This window comes from Streptomyces sp. A18 (genome assembly GCF_059026065.1).
In genome coordinates, this window is sequence record NZ_JBWLKL010000078.1 from 1 (window position 1) to 17,560 (window position 17,560).

A 17,560-nucleotide genomic window follows, 5' to 3' on the forward strand; every position below is an offset into this window, starting at 1 on the left:
CCGGCTCCCGGCTCCCGGCTCCCGGCTCCCGGCTCCCGGCTCCCGGCTCCCGGCTCCCGGCTCCCGGCTCCCGGCTCAATTGTTTATTATAGCCAGCGCCGTGCGGGGAGCCAATGAGCGGGAAGGGGATTTTATGCAAATCTCCACCCCGGTTAGTGGCAAGGGCTAGGTCAAACTTCTCCGAAATAGCTACATCCCATGGAATGGTCAGCATTCCTCGGGAGTGCAGAAACTCGGATGTCCCGCCGTCAAGGGCGGATGACTCGGTGCAGGAGAAAATGACTTGGATCCGCTCGTCGCTCGCGAAGGTAGCTAGTAGGTCTACGAGTCGAGTGGCCGACGTGATGTTGTGCACTACGCCAAGCACCATCCGCTGAGCCCTGACAGTCATCCAGCGATCCGCATCCGCCCTCAGGGGCAGCGGCCGACGGCCTGCATCTCCCACTCGCTAACTCCGCCCCAAGTCTGCTCATCCGCAACGGTCCTCACCATAACCTTGCCCTTGAGTTTCCCTGCCGCGGCTCCAGGCCGCGGCAGGGGATCCGCTGCCCTGCCAGACTCGCACCACGTTGACCAGCCCAAGTGGCACCGAGCGCCCATCGTGCCAACGAACTCGCGGACGGATTCAGCCTGGAGGTGTCATCCGCGAATCCTGTCGAGCTGGTCGTTCAGACCGTCGGGCTGGTCAGTCGCCGACGAAACGACCTGCCGAGGGTCCGCCAAGGGGGGCCAGTTGTGCTGCGAATGTATCCGTGAGGCTGGGCAGCACGGCGCGGCCTTACCCGACTTGTGGGTGTAGCCGGACAGAGTATCCGGCCGGTTCTGGGGCCGGGAGTGAATGTTGAGCACGGCACCGCAGCCCGCATCGCGCCCTGACCTTGTGGCCTGCTTCGGCCGCTACCGTGAATGATGGACCAACCGTCGGGGAGGCAGCGCGCATGCGTGGTCTTGGGGATCACCTCAGCATCGGAGAGCGGATCGCGTTCTACCGCGAGCGTCGGGACTATACGCAGCCCGTACTCGCCGGCCTCGTCGGGCACGGCACTGATTGGCTGTCGAAGATCGAGCGAGGTGTGCGGAAGCCACCTCGGATCGACAAGCTCGCTGAGCTCGCCCGCATTCTGCGGGTCCCGCTCGGCGACTTGACGGGACAGCCCGTCCTCCTGGAGGACGACGAGAAGCACATGGACGACGTGCCGGCGGTCCGCAATGCGCTGATGAACCCTCGGAGGCTCTCCAAGCTGCTATTCGGTCCCACAGCGGAGCAGCAGTTCCCACAGCCGGACCAGGCGGAGGCCCTCGTCGAGCGCCGCTGGAGCGACTACCAGGCTGGCGCCCTTGGCGACGTCATAGCTGCCTTGCCTGGTCTACTCGGGACCGCCCAGGAGCTTGAAGACCTTCCGAGTGGAGATCAGGGAAGACAGGGTCTCGTCATCTCAGCCCGTACACACCATCTGGCGGCGACCACCCTCGCCAAAGTCGGCGAGTCCGACCTGTCGTGGCTGGCTGCTGAGCGTGCCATGCGGGCCGCCGATGCATCCGAGGACCCACTGTCGCTCGTCTCCGCCGCCCGCTCCGGTACGCACGCGCTGCTGGCCAACGGGCGCTACGAGGACGCCCTCGAACTGAGCGATACCGCGGCGGCCTGGCTCGTCACTCAAGTTCGCGACGACGACCCAGCCGCCCTGAGCCTGCTCGGAATGATCCACCTGCGAGCCGCTGTGGCCGCAGCACGTCATCAGGATCGGCCAACCGCCAACTTCCTGTTGGAGAAGGCAAAGCAGCGCGCAGACCGGCTCGGCTCCGATGAGAACCACTGGCAGACCTGCTTCGGTCCAACGAACGTCGAACTCCACCGCCTGTCGATCGAGCTCGACCTGGAGAACATCCCGTACATCGTCGAGCACGGCGACATCAACGTCTCCCACATGCCAGCAGAACGCGCCGTGTCCCACCGCATCGACTACGCCTGCGGCCTTTGCCTCAGTGGCCGTGTCGACGAGTCCTTCAGCGAACTGAGGGAAGCCGAACAGACCTCGCCGCAGCTCGTGAGGAACAATCCACGTGTACGCGAGACCCTTCGCGAACTGAGGAAGCAGTCCCCGGTCACAGGCGGCAGCCGCTCATCCGAGCTGCTGGCCATGGCCCAACGATGCAGGGCGGTGCAGTGAGTTCGATGCAGGGCAAGGTGCTAGGCGTCATCGGATCGAGCGCCGGCGGAATCGAGGAACTGCGTACCGGGCTCGTCATTCCGGCGCTCGCACGAGGTTGGACGGTCGCGGTCACGCTCACACCGACCGCAGGCCAGTGGCTCCGCGCCAGCGGGGAAACTGCAGAGCTCGAAGGGCTGACCGGCCTTCCCGTCCGGGCCGAATCACGCCTGCCAGGTGACGCTCGACCGCACCCTCCGGCGGACTGCTACGTTGTCGCTCCGGCAAGTGCCAACACCGTCGCCAAGCTCGCCCTCGGGATCTCAGACAACCAGGCATTGACACAGGTCAACGAGGCCATCGGGACGCTAGATCTCCCGGTAGTCGTCTGGCCGCGGGTGAACGCCGCGCACGCTCGCCATCCCGCGTGGGAGGGGCACATCAAGGCCCTTTACGATTCCGGGGTTCAGTTGATCTACGGAGACGAGGTATGGCCGCTCGCCGAGCCGCGGGCAGGTATGCCCGGACGCCGGTACCCGTGGGAAGCCGTACTGGATGGGGCAAGCAGGGCCTTGTTCTGACCTTCCATCAATAAAGTTGAGAGCTTGAGGAATTTGGACCCGGACACTCTGTCCGGGTCCTTCACCTTGAACGACGCCACTCTGAGGCATCGCTGCCTAACGGAGGGTACGAATGCCCGATCAGAGCTTGAGCGCAACACTCCCCAGTACGAAGGCCAGGGTTAGCGCGTCCAAGAGCTACCCGAATACATGCACGGAAGGGGTAGGCGGCGGCCACTCGTCTAGGTGCTCGCCAGAGGCTACCCTCACGTCGTCGGGCACGAAGCACCTTGCCGTGGGCGCTGCCACAGATGCCTCCACGCAAGCCAGCACTCCCCGCCGCTGCAAGCTCTGTCAATGCCGTCTGAGCCGGTACAACAAGGAAGATGTGTGCTCCGGTTGTATCCGTGACAACGAGCCGACCGCACCCAGCATCCCCACCGACATATGGCAGTTACCTGATGTCCGGCAGGCATTGATCAACCGCGAATTCGGGCGCATGTGCCAGCTGATCAGACAGCACGGCAGGGTCCGTCAGGACGACGTCGCCGCACTCACCGAGCTGAGCCAGCCCTTCTTGTCGATGCTGGAATCCGGAGCCCGCAAGCTGACCAACATTGACAAGATCATTAAATTGCTGGATGGCCTGCAAGCTCCACCAGAGCTCACCGGACCGATGCTGCGGCCCAGCCTGCATCATCCGTCAGCTTCTCTACCCCAGCGTCCCCGTTCGTGAGAGTGGAGCGACCTGGTGCGGCGAAGTTGTGCTCCGATGGCTGGCCGACCGGCGCGGCTGGGGCTTCTGACCGCTCCAGCCGAAGGGTACGGCGGCGAGGAAGATCAGACGGGAGCCGGTGACACCAGCTGCGTCTGCTCGCTGTTGTCGACATCGCGCTTTGCTCCGAGAAGCTGCCAAATTGGCCCTCCACGCGACCCGCAACTCGCTGACCGACCCGCGGGCCACAAAGTGCAGCTGGCCGATAAATCCGGCCGTCAGAGTATGCCTGAGATGTCGGATATGAATTCTGTCAGGCTGGCCGCTCGGACAACCGGGCTGGCGACAGACCAGCCGAGGGTTCGCCGAGGGCTTTCAGGTGTTCTGCGAATGTGTCCGTGAGGCTGGCCAGGACGGCCTCCCCCTTGGCAGCCGTTGCGTGCGAGGGATAGCCGATCACGCCAGAGTCGGTATAGGCGCCCATGCCGAGCGTCAGGAGGAAACGCCGTGCTCCGCCGTCGTGGTCCGCGTTCTCGTAGCCGGGCCGTACCAGCTCTGGTGCGGCGTGGAGGAGGAGGGAGGTCTCGACCTCCCCAGCGTGCATGTCGCCGTGCCGATCGGAGACTAGCCCGCCGTGTTGCCTTGCCCGCTCCCAGTCAGAGCTGAGAGGGAACAGCGACATACAGGGCCCGTCGACGTTCGCCTCCTGAACCACATTGGAGAGCACATAGTTCCCGCCATGGCCGTTCACGATCACCAGCTTCTCGATATCCGAGCGTGCGAGCGACGCCCGGATGTCCTCGATCATCGCGAGCAAGGTCTTGGCGCTGATACTGACCGTTCCTGGCCAGGAGCCGTGCTCGTGGCTGCACGACATGGTCACGGGAGGCAGCAGATGCACGGGATAGGCGTCGGCTATCTCCCGGGCGATGATGCAGGCGATCGCCGTGTCCGTGATCAACGGTAGGTAGCGGCCGTGCTGCTCGAAGGAGCCGATGGGGAGCACGGCCACACGGGGCAGCTGCTCCTCTACGTCGGTGCTGGTAGCAGTCGGCAGCAAGTTCACAGTGCTCCTTCGCTCGAACTACATAGCGGCGCCCTTCAACCTGTCGAGCGCCCGGTTCAGCTCGGAGATTTCCACCAGCTTGCGCCACGGCGCAAGTCGGGGCCGCAGACGGAACAGCTCATCCCGGATGCGGGCAGACCCGGTCTGCTCAGCGATGCCGAGCGCCTGCTGGGCTGCGACGTGTGCGCCCTCCACATTGCCCATGGTGGCCTCTGCGGTGGCCAGCCTCGCCAGGCACAGACCGCGATCACGCTCTTGAACCGCCGGCCAGTGCTGCAAGCTTTCAGTGAACGTACCGACCGCGTTCTCCGGCCTCTCCAGCCGGAGATCACAGTTGGCTCCCTCCATCTCGACGTAGGCGACGGAGCAGTACCCGGCCATTGGATCATCGTCGTCCCCCTGAGCCGCGGACTCCAGAGCTTGATCGATGGCCCGCATGGCCTCGGCATGTTCACCCAGGTTGGCCTTGCTGTTCGCCAGCTGACGCAGGACAACCGCACGAACTCGGGGGGAGAGATCCGGCGAATACCGTAGGGCCGCGCTGGCGAGGCCAGCCCCATGCCCGGCATACCCGGCCTCCGTGGCGATGTTGCTGCGGCGCTGAAAGTTGTATGCCATGAGCGACGAGTCGTTCAGCTCCTGGGCATAGTCCATGGCCTGACTCGTCCATTTCATAGCCTCGTCAGGGTTGCCCAAGTCCTGGTACAGCCAGCCCAGGAACTCGGTGTACCGGGCGCCGAGACGCAGCACGCTCTCCCGCAGGGGCCCGTACGCCTCCAGGCACATCTGCTCAATCAGGGGCACCTGAGCCTCGACAGGCGCGATGAGGAAGAGCGGACCGACTAACGGCTCGGCCTGCGCGTGATGCTCAAGTACCGATGTCAGGTACTTGAGCATCTTCGGGTTCACCGGCACAGGCAGTTTGCTTCGCAACAGAGTTGAAGGCGGAGCTGCCTGGAGCTCCGGCACCTTCGCCGAGATTGGGAAGCCGAGCTCCTCGTCCGTGGCCTGGTACACCTCGCGGAACAAGGGCCGATGGTCAGGGCTCACCGGACGTCGCCCGTTCTCGTACATCGAGATGAGGGTCTTCCAACTGGACGGTGACGGTGATGCCACGCCCAGCCGATCCGCGGCAGCGACCAACGCGTCGATCAGTTCGGGTTGTGTCCAGTCAGCACGCAGTCGGGCCGCCTGCAGCTTGCTCTTCGCCCCCATCGGCCCCTCCGCGGTCCCAGCTCACATGGAGCCCATCATGACGTTAATCCTGGGCTGACGTGGGGGGTTAACAGTTAACGAGGCCGGTTGTTAACCCTGTCCACTGTCAACGGCTCGCGGCCACGGCTTACTGGTACCTGCGCCGATCTGGCGCTCTTCAGGTTGATGGCTTGTTCCGTGGAGGAGTGGATGACCGTGCCGGCGATGCAAGCCGCCGAGGTGCCTGTGGTTGCGCCGGGAGTGCGCCGGTGTATCCGCTGCTCCTGTCGGCTGAGCAGGTACAACTCTGCTGATCTGTGCAGCGGATGCGGCCGTGGAGCGAGGGTTGTAGAGCCGAAGTTGCCCTTCGTCCCACCGCACGTATGGCAGCACAGTGGAGTAAAAAGGGCTCTGGTTCAGCGGGACTTCGGCACCCTATGCCGCCTCATCCGAGAACACGGCGGGCTCCGGCAGGAGGACATGTCAACCCTCACCGAGCTGAGTCAGTCCTTCCTGTCCCTGCTGGAGTCGGGGAGGCGACGGCTCACCAACATTGACCGGATCATTGCGCTCCTCGATGGCTTGGACGCGCCGATCGAAGTTACTGGCCCGATGCTTCGCTCTAATGCTGACGAGGCCCCACCGAACGTTCCCGTGGAGATGCTAGGCACCGAGACCTGAACTCGTAGCCGCGGGAGGCGCCCGGCTATGCAGACCAAGCGCACCACTGCGGCCGAGGTGTGCGTCGCCCAGCGGCAGCTCCTCCCGCAAATCAACAAAGGCTGCCTTGACGGATCTGGAGCGGTGCCGGACGCGGGGTCGGTGGTCATGGACTCCGGGCAACAACCTCACGCGAGTGGGGAGTAGACCGGCAGCGACACGGTGCTCGACCACAACGCGGCAACAACCCCGCGGGCGCGCGGAGTATGAGGGAGGCGCCCTCCCGCATCCGCCGGAGCGACGGATGGTCGGTGGCGTACCCGCAGACGCGGGGAGCAGGACACCGAACACAGCCCACACGATTCCTGTGGGGAGCCATCCCCGCTTGAGGGGGGAGCAGGAGAACCGAGCGAGGCCGAAGCGTAGCCGGTCGGAAACGTGCCCGCGGGCGCGGGGAGCAGCCGAGCTTGGACTGAATCGCGGCCACCACCTGGGGGACATCCCCGCGGGCGTGGGGAGCAGAATCCGTCGCCCTGAATCCAGGCGTGTGCCTCGGGAAGATCCCCGCGGGCGCGGGGAGCAGCGGAACGTGCACGACGTAGACCAGGGTTCCCTGGGAACATCCCCGCGGGCGCGGGGAGCAGTCGGACTTGTTGAACGCCATCTCCTTGATGACGGGAACATCCCCGCGGGCGCGGGGAGCAGACCCGCCACGACTTCGCGTACGTGTCGTCGGTGGGAACATCCCCGCGGGCGCGGGGAGCAGGACACCGACGAAACCCCCTGCCACTGCCTGGCGGGAACATCCCCGCGGGCGCGGGGAGCAGGCTGCGTGACCTGCGTGCTTGTCACAGAGAGGTGTCGAAGTGCAGGACTTCCAGGGAAGCGGACTCATACGGCAACTAGGACTATTACCTCTTTCCGAACCTGCGGCGCTTTGCCGCGTTGCTCCAGCCCTGTCGCGGGGTGGTCTGCGAGCTCGGGGCGGCGGAGCTTGGGCGGCGGATGAGTGTGAGGCCTTCGTGGTCGATCGGGTCCCATGTGTGGTCGTGTGTGCGGAAGGTGAAGCCCTGCTCAGTGTTGGTGGTGTGCACAAGGAGGGCCATGCCCTCGCCGGTGTACTGGCAGACCTCGTCCCCCAGCACGTCGCGTATGCGGGCCGATGGGCTGCCGATGAAGACGCCGGGTGAGATTTCCAGGAGCCATCGGGTGAGGAGACCTCGCAGGCCTGCCGGACAGTTGGTCAGGACGATGACGGTCACCAGGCGTCCTCGGTCAGGGAGGCGTGGTTGACGCCGGCAGCCACTCGTTCGTCCCGGTCGGTCTGGAGCGTGACTTCGTCCAGGTCGATGGACCTCGGTTCGGCGTTGCGTGCTTCGTCGTCGGTGAGGAGCAGTCCTTTGATGTCGTCGACGACCCGGTCGAGGAGGTCCAGGTCGTGGATGCGGTCGCGCAGCGCACGACGGGTTCGTGGGCCTATGTCTTCGGGTGATTGGGCTGCGGCTTCGAAGGCGACCGGGATGCCGATCTCTGTCTTGTAGAGGTCTGCCACGTCCAGGACGAAGGACAGTTCGTGGCCGGAGTGGACGAAGCCGAGAGCGGGGGAGCAGCCGAGAGAGGTGACGACGGCGTGGGTGACGCCGTACATCGCCTGTGCTGCGGCGGTGATCGCCTGGTTGACCGCGTCGTCCGAAGTGAAGTCGCCGGGGGTGTAGTTGCGGCCCTTTCAGGGGATGCCGGTGCGTACGGCTCGTGCCCGATAGCAGTTCTTGACGCGGCGGCCCTCCCTGCCGAGGAGTTCGTGGCGGGTGAAACCGGCGGGGTCTTCGTCGGGGAAGCGCAGCCGGTATATGGCGCGGGCCACATCCAGGCGGCTGCGGCGGTTTGCCCAGCGCACCGCCTGGGCCTCGGCCAGATGAGAAGAACGAGTCAGGGCCCGCCCGGAGGCGTAGTAGCGCACGCCCTGTTCTCCGACCCACACCACGCCCGCGCCGCTCTCGCCGAGCACGCTCATCGCCTGGTGGGTGATGCGGGTGCCAGGGCCCAGGAGGAGCGTGCCGATGGTCGCGGAGGGGATGTGCGTGGTGCCGTCCGCGTCTTCGGCGGTGATCGCGTTGGCGTCGCTGTGGATGGTGCAGCGTTCCAGGTAGACGAAGGAGGTCCGGTCGGCGAGCGGGTGAGGTCGCGCGGACCGCTGGCCGGACGCTGGCTCGGGGTGTTCACCGGATCACTCCGCCGGGGCGAGGGTCATCAGGCCGCAGCCGTAGGCCTTGGCCTTGCCCAGGCCCTGGGTGAGGATGCGGCGCAGCGCGATGGGGTCGGTGACTTCCAGGCGGCCGTTGTAGGTGACGGTGGTGAGGGTGACCCGGTTGGGGCGTCGTTGGCCGGTGCCGCGTTTGCCGAAGTCGAGGCTGCGCTGGTCGCTGACGATGATCTGGTGCTCGTCGCCGTGCTCGGTGTGCCGGCGGTCGGCGGGCTTGGTGACGACGCGGAAACCGGAGGCTTCCTGCCGTTGCAACAGCCAGCCCAGTTGGTGCTTGGGGGTGAGGTGCGCGGTGCGTTTGGTGGGCACGCCGTCACGGTTGCGGATGCTGTGTACAGGGTTGGCGGTGAGACGGAAGTTCCACACGCTCCTTTCCTCGAGGTGTTCGAGGAAGGGCGTGTACTGGTAGGTCTGCCAGCCCGGGGTCCCTGCGGCGGCCGCGGCGGGCCAGCCCGCTTGCTCCACCAGGTGCGTCAGGTCCGGCCGCTCCGGGCTCACGATGTAGAGCATGACCTCAGCGGCCGCGTTGCGGTCGATGCGCCACAGGACGCGCGGGGTGTCGGGGGCGCTGGGCAGGAGCTGCGGGAAGGAGCTCATGACGGCCGCGTGCAGGGCTTGCGGTGAGGAGAGCAGTTGCCTGCTGGCCGGGCGCGCGGTGTTGACGCGGAATCGGGTCAGGAACATCAGGCGTCTTCCAGGAGGCTGGTCGGATCGTGCGGCGAAACGCCGCGGCGGGTGGTGCCCGACTGGGCGTGTGGGTTGGTGACGGTGACCGTGCTGTGGTGCACGGTGCGCAGCGCGTAGCGCCGGTGGCGGGGGTCGAAGCTGAGGGGCTGGTCGCGCAGCGTGTCTGCGGCGAGGGAGTCGGCCGTGTCACCGCCGCGAGTCTCGGTCAGGACCGGCAGGTCCACTGCGGTCTCATTCCGGTGCCGCTTTTGGTGCCATGCGGCGGCATGCCACGGTTCCGCGGCCAGGACGTCCTCCAGGGCACCGGTGGGGTGGACGCCCAGGTTGAGGGGGCGGGAGGGCGGACAGGAGCGGCGGCCCAGATAGGGCAGATAGCGCGGGCAGCGCACCGCCGCATCCAGCGCCGCGATGAGATCGTCCGTGCCTTCCAGGGCGGCGACGAAGACCGCGTCGGCCAGGTAGTAGCGGTCGGAGATGGGCATCGCCTGACCGGTGACGGGATGGTGGGCGGTCTGGAAGTCCCGGATCCGTGTGCCCGGTTGGTCGATGCGGACTCCGAAACGCAGGGCGGTGAGCGCGGTGAGGTCCGCGGTGCGCTCCAGGCCCTTGGCGGAGGCAAGCAGGCCGATCACGCCGCTCTTGGTGGGGGCGCTCTCCGTGGTGCGCCGGGCGAAGCGGGCCGAAGCCCCCCACGCCTGCAGGGGACCAGCCAGTTGCAGGACCAGGACACTCATCCCCGCTGCTCCAGGCGCTCCGCGACGGCCGCACCGACGCTCTCCACGAGCTTGTTCAGGCTGGGAACTTCGGTGCCCAGGTCAGCGATCTTCGCAGTGGCCGGGCCGACGCGCAGCACCCAGGTGACGGCACTCTCATCGCCGTAAGCGCGTTCGATCTCGGGAATGTAGTCGGCCAGACGCGCGCAGGCGCCCTCCATGTGGCCGCCCGACTCGTCGGCAGTCACGGGCTTTTCGAAGGCGGAGACAAAGCTGACGGGGCGGGCCGCGCGGAGCTTGATGATCACGGCGTCGGGCAGCGTGTGGTTGCCGAACGTGTTGATCTTCCCGGTGGGCAGGGAGGCGACGAAGCCGTCCACGAAGGCCTCCACGGCCCGGCGCACGGGGGTGGCCGGAGACTCCTCGGCGGCCAGGCCCGTGCCAAGGTTGCGTTCCAGCAGGTCGACGTCGACAGCGGCGTAACGGTAGAGGGTGGCGGAGTTGAAGTCGACGGTGCCGATCATCCCGGCACCCGGCTCGGCGTTGGTGTTGCGGTCGTCGACCGCGGTGAAGTAGTCCGATTCCACTTCGGCGCGGTGGACGCTGAGGGCATGGGCGACCTGGGCCGCGGCGTCGACGTTGATGTCAGTGGAGTCGGCGACCATGCGGCCGAACAGCGCGATGTCGACCGAGTGCTGGGTGTCGGCGATCCGCTTGGCGCGGGCCTTGTGTTCCTTGTTCTTGAAGAACTCCTTGATGTCTGCGGCGCCTTCGACGGCGAGCTCGGCCAGCCCGCCGATCTGTCGAGCACTGAGGAACATCAGGTACGAAGAGGTGGGCGCGGGCTCGCCGATGCCGTTCTTCTTCGCGGCTTCCGCCTGCCGTTTGGGCGGCTCGATCTTGGAGCCGGTCGCGGACTGGAGCGTCTCGGCGGCGATCTTCAGGGCCTGGGCAGCATCGATGGACGGGGCCAGGGCGGTGATGTGTTCGGCGAGCAACTCGGCGACGCGCTTGGTGCGCACGCCCAGTTCGGCCGAGTCGAGGAGGTCGGCGAAGTAGCGGCGGGTCGCGCGTTTCCAGGCCTGGCTGGAGACCCGGGCCCGGGTGACGCCGCCGTAGACGGCGGACTTTGGGGCGCCGGTGTCGTCGCGGTTGAGGTTGCTCGGCGGGACGTTCTGCAGCGCGTGCACGTCGAGGATGATGCGGCTGGTCACAGGGTGTCCTTCGGGTCGGTCTCGTCAACGGCACTGTCGTCGGCGCCGCCGGTGGGGGTGGTCGTCTGGGGGCGGTAGGCGTGGAAGGAGCGCCCCCAGGCATCTCGGACGGCGGCGCGGCGGTCGGGGTGCTGCCAGGTGTGGAGCTGGTCGGCCAGCAGCGCGTAGTCGAGGCTGATCTCCTCGCGCCGCAGCAGGGTCACCACCTCCCGCAGCCGGACGGCCAGGGCGTCCCAGGTGGGTGCTGCGCCGGCCCGTACGAACCGCTTGCGGACGGGTTCGTCGATCTCGTTGGCGGGCATGAGACGGCGCACGGCGCCGCCCAGGCCAAGCCCGTCGCGCCGGTGCATGGGCTTCTGGCGGGACTGCTGGTGCAGAGCCCATAGGGTCAGCGCGGCGTAGGCGGCATTCTGGGCGCGGATCTGGGAGGTCTCGCCCCTCAGCTGCGGGTCGGTGGACAGTTCCGTCAGGTCGATCAGGGCCCACAGGTCGGGAGCATCCATCGGAGCCCGGCCCGCGCCGCGGCGCAGGCGGGCCAGGGTGGCGACCGCGTCGGAGCGGTCGGCGAGATAGCCCTGCTGCAGGCGGCGGATCTGGCTGTCCACCAGAGTCCCAACGCTCCTGAGCGGAGCGCGGGTTGAGGTTTGGGTGGTCATGCGGACACCTTCCGGAGGCGGTCGCCCGGCGCCTCTTCGGGCCCGGGGGCGGGGGGTGTGGCGAGCGGGAGGCATTCGTTGAGCCTGGTGCGGAAGTGCAGGTCGGCCGAGGCGGCGTTGAGCCACAGTTGGCCGCCCTTGGGGCGGTCGATGACCCGTCCCTGCCGCGCGGCCTCGCTCGCCTGCGCGACGAGTTGGGCGCCCATGGGAGCGAGCGTCCGGTGTGCCGTCTGCTGCCACTGGGTGCGGGCCTGCTGGGGATCACCGCCGGGGCGCAAGGCGGCCAGCCAGGCCCGGTAGGGACCATCGAGAGCGCCGAACCCCCGGTCACGGGCGGTGTCCTTGGGCGCCTCCACCTCGCTGCCAGCCGCCTGCGCGAGGGCGGCGGCCAGCGCACCCAGCGCCGTGACGGCCGCCTCCGCGTCGGCCACGGCATCCACCGCGCACTGCCCCAGGCCACGGTCGGCCTCGCTGAGCAGGATCACGGACAGCGTGACGGCGTCCTCCGTGATCTCGTCGATCACGGACTGCTGGGTGCCGTACACCACGCCGTAGGTCCGCACGCGGATCAATGTCCGGGCGGGCAGCACCCGTTCATTGATAAGACGGGCGATCCAGTCGACCAGGCCGGGCCGCAGCCGGGAGGGCGGCTCGCCACGGGGCGCGGTGTTCTGATCGCGCGGGGCGATGAGCGCGGCCAGGCCCCGCCATGCGGCGCGGGCCGGGTCGTGCTCGCGCGGCATGTAGACGAGGGCCTGCTGGTGCTTCTTCTCCTGGGCCTGGCTGCGCCGCCAGCCAGACATCGGCTCCAGCCCCTGCCGGTTGCGCGGGGCGAGAGGATCGCCGTAGGTGAGCACGACGCTGTGCACCCCGTCGGCGTCCGCGTGCAGCAGCAGTCGGCGCGACTGCCAGGTGTACAGGTCGCGCACCCCGTACGGGCGCAGGGTGAGGTCAGCTGCGGCACCCGGCCGGGCGGGCTCGCTGCGCCAGGCGGGCCGGTCCTTGCCGCCCGTCGCCGTGCCGGGGCCGTCGGCGGCGATGAGGTTGAGCAGGAGCGTCTCGCGCAGGGTGGGCCCTTCGGCCAGCACCCCGCCGATACTGCCCGCCCAGGCCACACCCTGCGGGAAGGCCTTGCCGGCCTTGACACGCTCGTCCCCGACGACCCCGGTTTTGATCCCGGAGGTGTCGTACGCCTGCGCGTGCACCACCCAACGGGCCGCCTCCGCAAAGGAGATCGTCTCGGCACCTTGGGCGCGCATCGTGAAGAACAGCGTGCCGTTGGGCACGTCCGCCACGATCCGGTCGAGCGAGAAGACCTCCCCCTTGGCCGTCCGCAGACCCGGCGTCTGGAAGAACGGGGCGACCGGGTGCAGCAGGTCGAACCGCTCCCGGTGGGAGTCCAGGTAGCCGGATACCGGCGTGAACGGCTCGTCCGATTCCCACAACTCCCCCCACTCATCCAGGTCCTGGGGGCCCTCCAGTGCGTCATGGAGGAGGGCGACCATCAGCCGCACCAGAGCGAAGTCCTGGGTGGGGACGTCACCGGCCAGCCGCCGGAGGCTGCCGGCCTGGGCGAAGATCTCCCGCAGCGACAGCACCGTCTCACCGCCATCGAGCAACTGCACCGGCAGCCACGGTTGGTCGATCAGGTCGAACGACAACGGACCATCTGCCGTCCCTGCCGTCTGGTCATCCGTCACGTCGCACCTCAAGCCCGTCGTTGGGGGAGTAGCTGAGGACGAACCCTGCCAGGCGGGTCTGACAATCGCTGTGAACAGGCAAAATGAGCTCTCCCGCCAGCCACGGGCTCTGCTTGGTCTGCCAGGCCGGTACGCAGAACTCCTCCAGCTCGCCGATCACTTGATCGATGACCTTGGGATGGGAGAGCTGCAGCGGCAGCCGCAGCCCGCACGCCGCCACGGCCTTCGCTGCCCGTACCGGAGGCACCGCATCCAGCGGCAGCGGCAGCCCGCCCCGGCCCTCGCCAACCCACTCCAGCGTCGTCAACGAGCCGTCCGGATGCTGCTGGACGAGGAGGACCTCCAAACTCTCCTGGTTGTCGCGGACTTGCGCCCGCCCGGCCCGGGTGTCATCTGCATCCCCGGCGCCGCCTGCCACCCAGCCCGTCAGCGCCCGCCCGGCCTTCGCCTGAGCCCCGAGCCGGAACGTGTCGGCACGCTGCTCCTTCACGTCCTGGCGCCGCTCGTGCTCCGCCCGCGCCTCCTCCATCACCTCGCCCCAGGCCTCAGGTCCCACCGGCCCGTCGGCGTAGGCGTCCTGCACGAGAGGGCTGATGTCCTGCGGCAGCCGCACCGGGCCCGCCGCGCCCGTGAGATGCGGCTGGAGAACGGCCCAGGAGCGCAACAGCGCGTGCCGCCCGTAGACCAGCTGTGAGCCGCGCACCGGCGTGGGCGGAGTGGAGCTCCAGTCGACGCCGGTCATCAGGCAGCGCGGTTCCCGCAGCCGCGCGGGCCGCGATCCGCGCTCATGCCGGTGCAGGCGTCCCACCCGCTGCAGCACCAGGTCGACCGGCGCCAGGTCGGTGACCAGCAGGTCGAAGTCGACATCCAGGGACTGCTCGGCGACCTGGCTGGCCACCACGATGTGCCGCCGGGGCCGCTGCGTGGCGGCCGGGCCGAACCGGTCCAGCAGATCCTGGTCCTTCGCGGCCCGGTCCACGTCGACGAACCGGGCGTGCGCCACCGTGACCGCGTCGGCACCGAACCGCTCCCGCAGCGCCTGCGCTGTTCCCAGCACCCGGTTCACCGTGTTCCGCACGATCAGCACGCACCCGCCGTCGGCGAGTTCGTTCTCCAGCCGGTCCGCGAGCACCTCCAGGCGATCCTCCAACGGTTCGACACGCACCGCACTGGAGCGCCCCGAGGCCCCCGGGCGCACCACCAGCGGCTCCTGACCGGGGGCGACTGCGGTCACCAGCGGATACCCCTCCGCCTCCTCCACCGCCCCATAGGCGCCCGCCGCGACGCCCGCGTACGCCTCCGCCAGCGCCCGGCGCCGCGCGGCGGGCAGTGTCGCCGACAGCACCACCACCGGCGCCCGGTAGGCGCCCAGCCACGACAGCACCCGGTCCAGATAGGAGTTCATGTACGTGTCGTAGGCGTGCGCCTCATCGATGACGACGACCTTGCCCGCGAGCGCGAGGTGACGCAGCGCCAGATGGCGGCTCTTCAACCCGGCGAACAGCAGCTGATCGATGGTCCCCACGGTGAACGATGCCAGCATCGCCTTCTTGCGGCCACGCAGCCACTCGTGCGCCACCAGCTCTGCCGGCGCCAGACGCTGCGATGCACCGGGCCGGGGCAACTCCTGTGCGGGCTCGGTGTCGATCGCGGCGATGTGTTGCCGCGAGGCGCGCATCAGCACCTCAAAGTCCTTGTTCAACGCGGCCTTAGAGTGCACCAGTTGAACCGACAGCCGCTCCCCGTCGACGGCGGGGAGCCGGTTCAGCCAGTTCAGCAGGCGCGGGAACATCGCGTTCCCGGTGGCCATCGTCGGCAGCGCGAAGAACACCCCGCCCGCCCCGGATCGCGCCGCCAATACCTCAGCCGCCGCCAGCGTCGCCTCCGTCTTCCCCGCACCCATCGGCGCCTCGACGATTAGCAGGCCAGGCGTCATCATCTCCCGGGCCACCTGGACCGCCGCCTCCTGCACGGGACGGGGCACGGCCCTGTCGGGCAGATCGAAACGAGCAGCGAACAGCTCGGCGGCCGACTCGCCCGGCACCGAGGGCCGCCACGGCTCGGGCAGCGCCAACCCGCGCCATGCGGCCGCGACGCGCTCGGCCTGTCCCTGCGAGGCCGCATCGGGAAAGTAGGGAAACAGGTCTCGGTTACTCGCGATCCAGTCCGCGACGATGACCAGCGCCGACAACAGCACCTGAACGGGCTGCGGCAGCTTTTCCGCCCGCCAGTCGACCAGACGCTCCCGCACGCCGAACTCCTGGGCGCACGCGTCAAGCAACTCCGTCTGCACCTGCCGCCGCAGCGCCTCACTCGCGCCGGGCGTCCGCAACAGCCCGGGATGACATGCGAGATCGTAGATCTGCGCGTCCTCCGGCGGAGCCCCGTGATGCCCGCCCAGCGTAACGGCAAACTGGGCGGTGGCCCGCCCCGGCCACCCATGCTCCTGCTCCAGCCACTCCTGCAACAAGGTTTGCCCGGCCAGCGCGTGGGGAGCCAGCCTCCGCTCCGGTCTCAACTCCCGCTCAGAGGGCATCGCCAGACCCGCCCTGCGCATCGGCTCCGCTAGGCCTTCGACCTGGCAGCCGAAGGCGGGCGTTGCCTTCCCGATGTCATGCGCCCCGGCCAGCCACACCGCCAGCCGACGCGCATCCGCCATGCCCTCCGGCAGCACCTCGGCAACAAGTCGCCGCACTCCCTCAGGCACCCATCGGTCCCACAAGAGACCGGCCACCGCCGCACTGTCCGTCATGTGCAGCCACAACGGCAGCCAGCCATCCGTCCCCGTGTCGTACTTGGCCCACACACAGCGCGCTGCCCTCGACAGCGCCCCGCTGGTGCCGCGCGATTTGCCGCCCTGTAGATCATTCACAGCAGCATCCAAGTGCAATCACGGGTGCTGAAGGGATGCTTTTCCAGCTTCCATCGTTCCGATTGCGACGATGTTCCTCGACAGCTCGCCTGGGGGTGAGGTCGCGCCTGGAGGAACGAAGACCTCTCGTCACGTTTTGCGCTATAGGTCCGAGTTGATTGATGTGCCGAGAAACGGAGTCGTGACCGAGTATCTTTGCTGGTCAATCAGCCTGCTCCCCGCGCACGCGGGGATGAACCCGCGGGTCGCGAGTGCTTCAGCGGGCCCCCCAGCTGCTCCCCGCGCACGCGGGGATGAACCCGAGCCGGGCCCCGGCAGGGGGTGTGTGGGGCCCTGCTCCCCGCGCACGCGGGGATGGACCCGAGGTGCCCGCGATGGTGAAGCCGGTCTCGGTCTGCTCCCCGCGCACGCGGGGATGGACCCTCGAAGTCCGTGTCCACGGTGCCCTCTTCCTCCTGCCTCCCCGCGCACTCGGGGAGGGGCCCTGAGAGCGGACAGCGCAAGATCCTTGTAGGCGGACGCCTCGGGTCCCGCTCGGCGGACAGCTGATCTCCCTGTTCACGGGGCTGTTCGTGTGAATCCCGATTCTCAATTCCGAACTGGTGATCCCTCCGGGGGTTGGCTCGGTGCTGCCACGCACTACGAGCCGAGCTGTCCATCCCGGAGGGATCGTTGAAGAAGTCTGACAGGGAAGTGATGGAGATCTTCGAAGCCTTGGACGCCACTGGGTGTGCGCATTCGGCGGCCCAGCTGGCGGGGGTTGATCCGAAGACCGTGCGGAGATACGCACGGATGAGGGACACGGGCCGTCCGGTCGACGCGGCTGTGGTCCGGCCGAAGCTGATCGACCCGTTCATGCCGAAGATCGAAGAGTGGGTGGAGCGGTCGCAGGGCAAGGTCCGCGCGGACAAGCTCCACGAGCGCCTTCAGCTCCTCGGGTTCACCGGGGACGAGCGCACGACCCGCCGGGCGGTGGCGAAGGCGAAGGAACGCTGGCAGGCCGGCCACCGCAGAACGTATCGCCCCTGGATCACTTCTCTGAACTATCAGCTTGCGCTGGTTTGTTGGGGTTCATCGGAGTCGGGCGGGGTGCGCTGGATGGTGATGTGG

At 68.0% G+C, this 17,560-nt stretch carries 13 protein-coding genes, 2 pseudogenes and 1 CRISPR repeat array; of the genes and pseudogenes, 5 read left to right on the plus strand and 10 right to left on the minus strand.

Annotation, left to right across the window (positions count from 1 at the left end; all coding sequences use genetic code 11):
• Positions 1 to 878: 878 nt before the first annotated feature.
• The 3 genes from AC5P1C_RS42605 (at position 879) to AC5P1C_RS42615 (ending at position 3,446) form a co-directional block, all read left to right on the plus strand.
• Positions 879 to 2,171 carry a helix-turn-helix domain-containing protein gene (locus AC5P1C_RS42605; RefSeq protein WP_493871394.1) on the plus strand — a complete coding sequence of 431 codons (1,293 nt, stop codon included), beginning with the start codon at positions 879 to 881 and terminating at the stop codon, positions 2,169 to 2,171.
• 5 nt (positions 2,172 to 2,176) lie between these two features.
• Positions 2,177 to 2,731, plus strand: a complete 555-nt coding sequence (locus AC5P1C_RS42610) for a flavoprotein (RefSeq protein WP_493871395.1) — start codon at positions 2,177 to 2,179, stop codon at positions 2,729 to 2,731.
• Positions 2,732 to 3,005: 274 nt separating this feature from the next.
• Complete coding sequence (locus AC5P1C_RS42615) at positions 3,006 to 3,446, plus strand: helix-turn-helix domain-containing protein (protein WP_493871396.1); 441 nt, start codon at positions 3,006 to 3,008, stop codon at positions 3,444 to 3,446.
• Between the two features lie 292 nt (positions 3,447 to 3,738).
• Here the strand turns inward: AC5P1C_RS42615 and AC5P1C_RS42620 are convergent, their stop codons facing one another.
• On the minus strand, positions 3,739 to 4,491 hold the full coding sequence (locus tag AC5P1C_RS42620) for a creatininase family protein (protein WP_493871397.1): 753 nt from the start codon (positions 4,489 to 4,491) through the stop codon (positions 3,739 to 3,741).
• Between the two features lie 18 nt (positions 4,492 to 4,509).
• On the minus strand, positions 4,510 to 5,706 hold the full coding sequence (locus AC5P1C_RS42625) for an NsdA family TPR-like regulatory protein (protein ID WP_493871398.1): 1,197 nt from the start codon (positions 5,704 to 5,706) through the stop codon (positions 4,510 to 4,512).
• Between the two features lie 204 nt (positions 5,707 to 5,910).
• On the opposite strand from AC5P1C_RS42625, the gene AC5P1C_RS42630 reads away from it, so the two are divergent.
• Positions 5,911 to 6,366 carry a helix-turn-helix domain-containing protein gene (locus tag AC5P1C_RS42630; RefSeq protein ID WP_493871405.1) on the plus strand — a complete coding sequence of 152 codons (456 nt, stop codon included), beginning with the start codon at positions 5,911 to 5,913 and terminating at the stop codon, positions 6,364 to 6,366.
• Between the two features lie 411 nt (positions 6,367 to 6,777).
• Positions 6,778 to 7,172: direct repeats of the CRISPR family, unit length 29 nt; unit sequence GGGAACATCCCCGCGGGCGCGGGGAGCAG.
• Between the two features lie 84 nt (positions 7,173 to 7,256).
• On the opposite strand, the gene cas2e is transcribed toward AC5P1C_RS42630, so the two are convergent.
• From cas2e to cas3, 8 genes and pseudogenes are all read right to left on the minus strand, one after another.
• Positions 7,257 to 7,607 carry a type I-E CRISPR-associated endoribonuclease Cas2e gene (cas2e, locus tag AC5P1C_RS42635; protein WP_493871399.1) on the minus strand — a complete coding sequence of 117 codons (351 nt, stop codon included), beginning with the start codon at positions 7,605 to 7,607 and terminating at the stop codon, positions 7,257 to 7,259.
• Positions 7,604 to 8,568, minus strand: a pseudogene (cas1e, locus tag AC5P1C_RS42640) (type I-E CRISPR-associated endonuclease Cas1e). The gene cas2e and the pseudogene cas1e overlap by 4 nt, the downstream one beginning before the upstream one ends.
• Before the next feature lie 4 nt (positions 8,569 to 8,572).
• A complete protein-coding gene (cas6e, locus tag AC5P1C_RS42645; protein ID WP_493871400.1) occupies positions 8,573 to 9,292 on the minus strand; it encodes a type I-E CRISPR-associated protein Cas6/Cse3/CasE in 720 nt (239 codons plus the stop codon).
• A complete protein-coding gene (gene cas5e, locus AC5P1C_RS42650) occupies positions 9,292 to 10,029 on the minus strand; it encodes a type I-E CRISPR-associated protein Cas5/CasD (RefSeq protein WP_493871401.1) in 738 nt (245 codons plus the stop codon). The genes cas6e and cas5e overlap by 1 nt, the downstream gene beginning before the upstream one ends.
• Positions 10,026 to 11,222, minus strand: a complete 1,197-nt coding sequence (cas7e, locus tag AC5P1C_RS42655; protein ID WP_493871402.1) for a type I-E CRISPR-associated protein Cas7/Cse4/CasC — start codon at positions 11,220 to 11,222, stop codon at positions 10,026 to 10,028. Before cas7e ends, cas5e begins: the two co-directional genes overlap by 4 nt.
• Positions 11,219 to 11,827, minus strand: a complete 609-nt coding sequence (casB, locus tag AC5P1C_RS42660) for a type I-E CRISPR-associated protein Cse2/CasB (RefSeq protein WP_493871403.1) — start codon at positions 11,825 to 11,827, stop codon at positions 11,219 to 11,221. Before casB ends, cas7e begins: the two co-directional genes overlap by 4 nt.
• Positions 11,828 to 11,874: 47 nt before the next feature.
• Positions 11,875 to 13,578, minus strand: a complete 1,704-nt coding sequence (gene casA, locus AC5P1C_RS42665; RefSeq protein WP_493871404.1) for a type I-E CRISPR-associated protein Cse1/CasA — start codon at positions 13,576 to 13,578, stop codon at positions 11,875 to 11,877.
• Positions 13,568 to 16,330: a CRISPR-associated helicase Cas3' gene (cas3, locus tag AC5P1C_RS42670; protein WP_493871406.1), complete on the minus strand. Its 2,763-nt coding sequence runs from the start codon at positions 16,328 to 16,330 to the stop codon at positions 13,568 to 13,570. Before cas3 ends, casA begins: the two co-directional genes overlap by 11 nt.
• A gap of 816 nt (positions 16,331 to 17,146) precedes the next feature.
• Here cas3 and AC5P1C_RS42675 point away from each other — a divergent pair.
• Positions 17,147 to 17,560: pseudogene (locus AC5P1C_RS42675) on the plus strand (IS21 family transposase); the annotation flags it as partial.

What these genes read in the sequence shown, in the direction of transcription:
- AC5P1C_RS42630 (WP_493871405.1), top strand. Translation starts at nt 5,911, where the DNA reads ATGCAAGCCGCCGAGGTGCCTGTGGTTGCGCCGGGAGTGCGCCGGTGT.
- cas3 (WP_493871406.1), bottom strand. Translation starts at nt 16,330, where the DNA reads ATGACGGACAGTGCGGCGGTGGCCGGTCTCTTGTGGGACCGATGGGTG.
- cas6e (WP_493871400.1), bottom strand. Translation starts at nt 9,292, where the DNA reads ATGTTCCTGACCCGATTCCGCGTCAACACCGCGCGCCCGGCCAGCAGG.
- AC5P1C_RS42625 (WP_493871398.1), bottom strand. Translation starts at nt 5,706, where the DNA reads ATGGGGGCGAAGAGCAAGCTGCAGGCGGCCCGACTGCGTGCTGACTGG.
- AC5P1C_RS42610 (WP_493871395.1), top strand. Translation starts at nt 2,177, where the DNA reads ATGCAGGGCAAGGTGCTAGGCGTCATCGGATCGAGCGCCGGCGGAATC.
- cas5e (WP_493871401.1), bottom strand. Translation starts at nt 10,029, where the DNA reads ATGAGTGTCCTGGTCCTGCAACTGGCTGGTCCCCTGCAGGCGTGGGGG.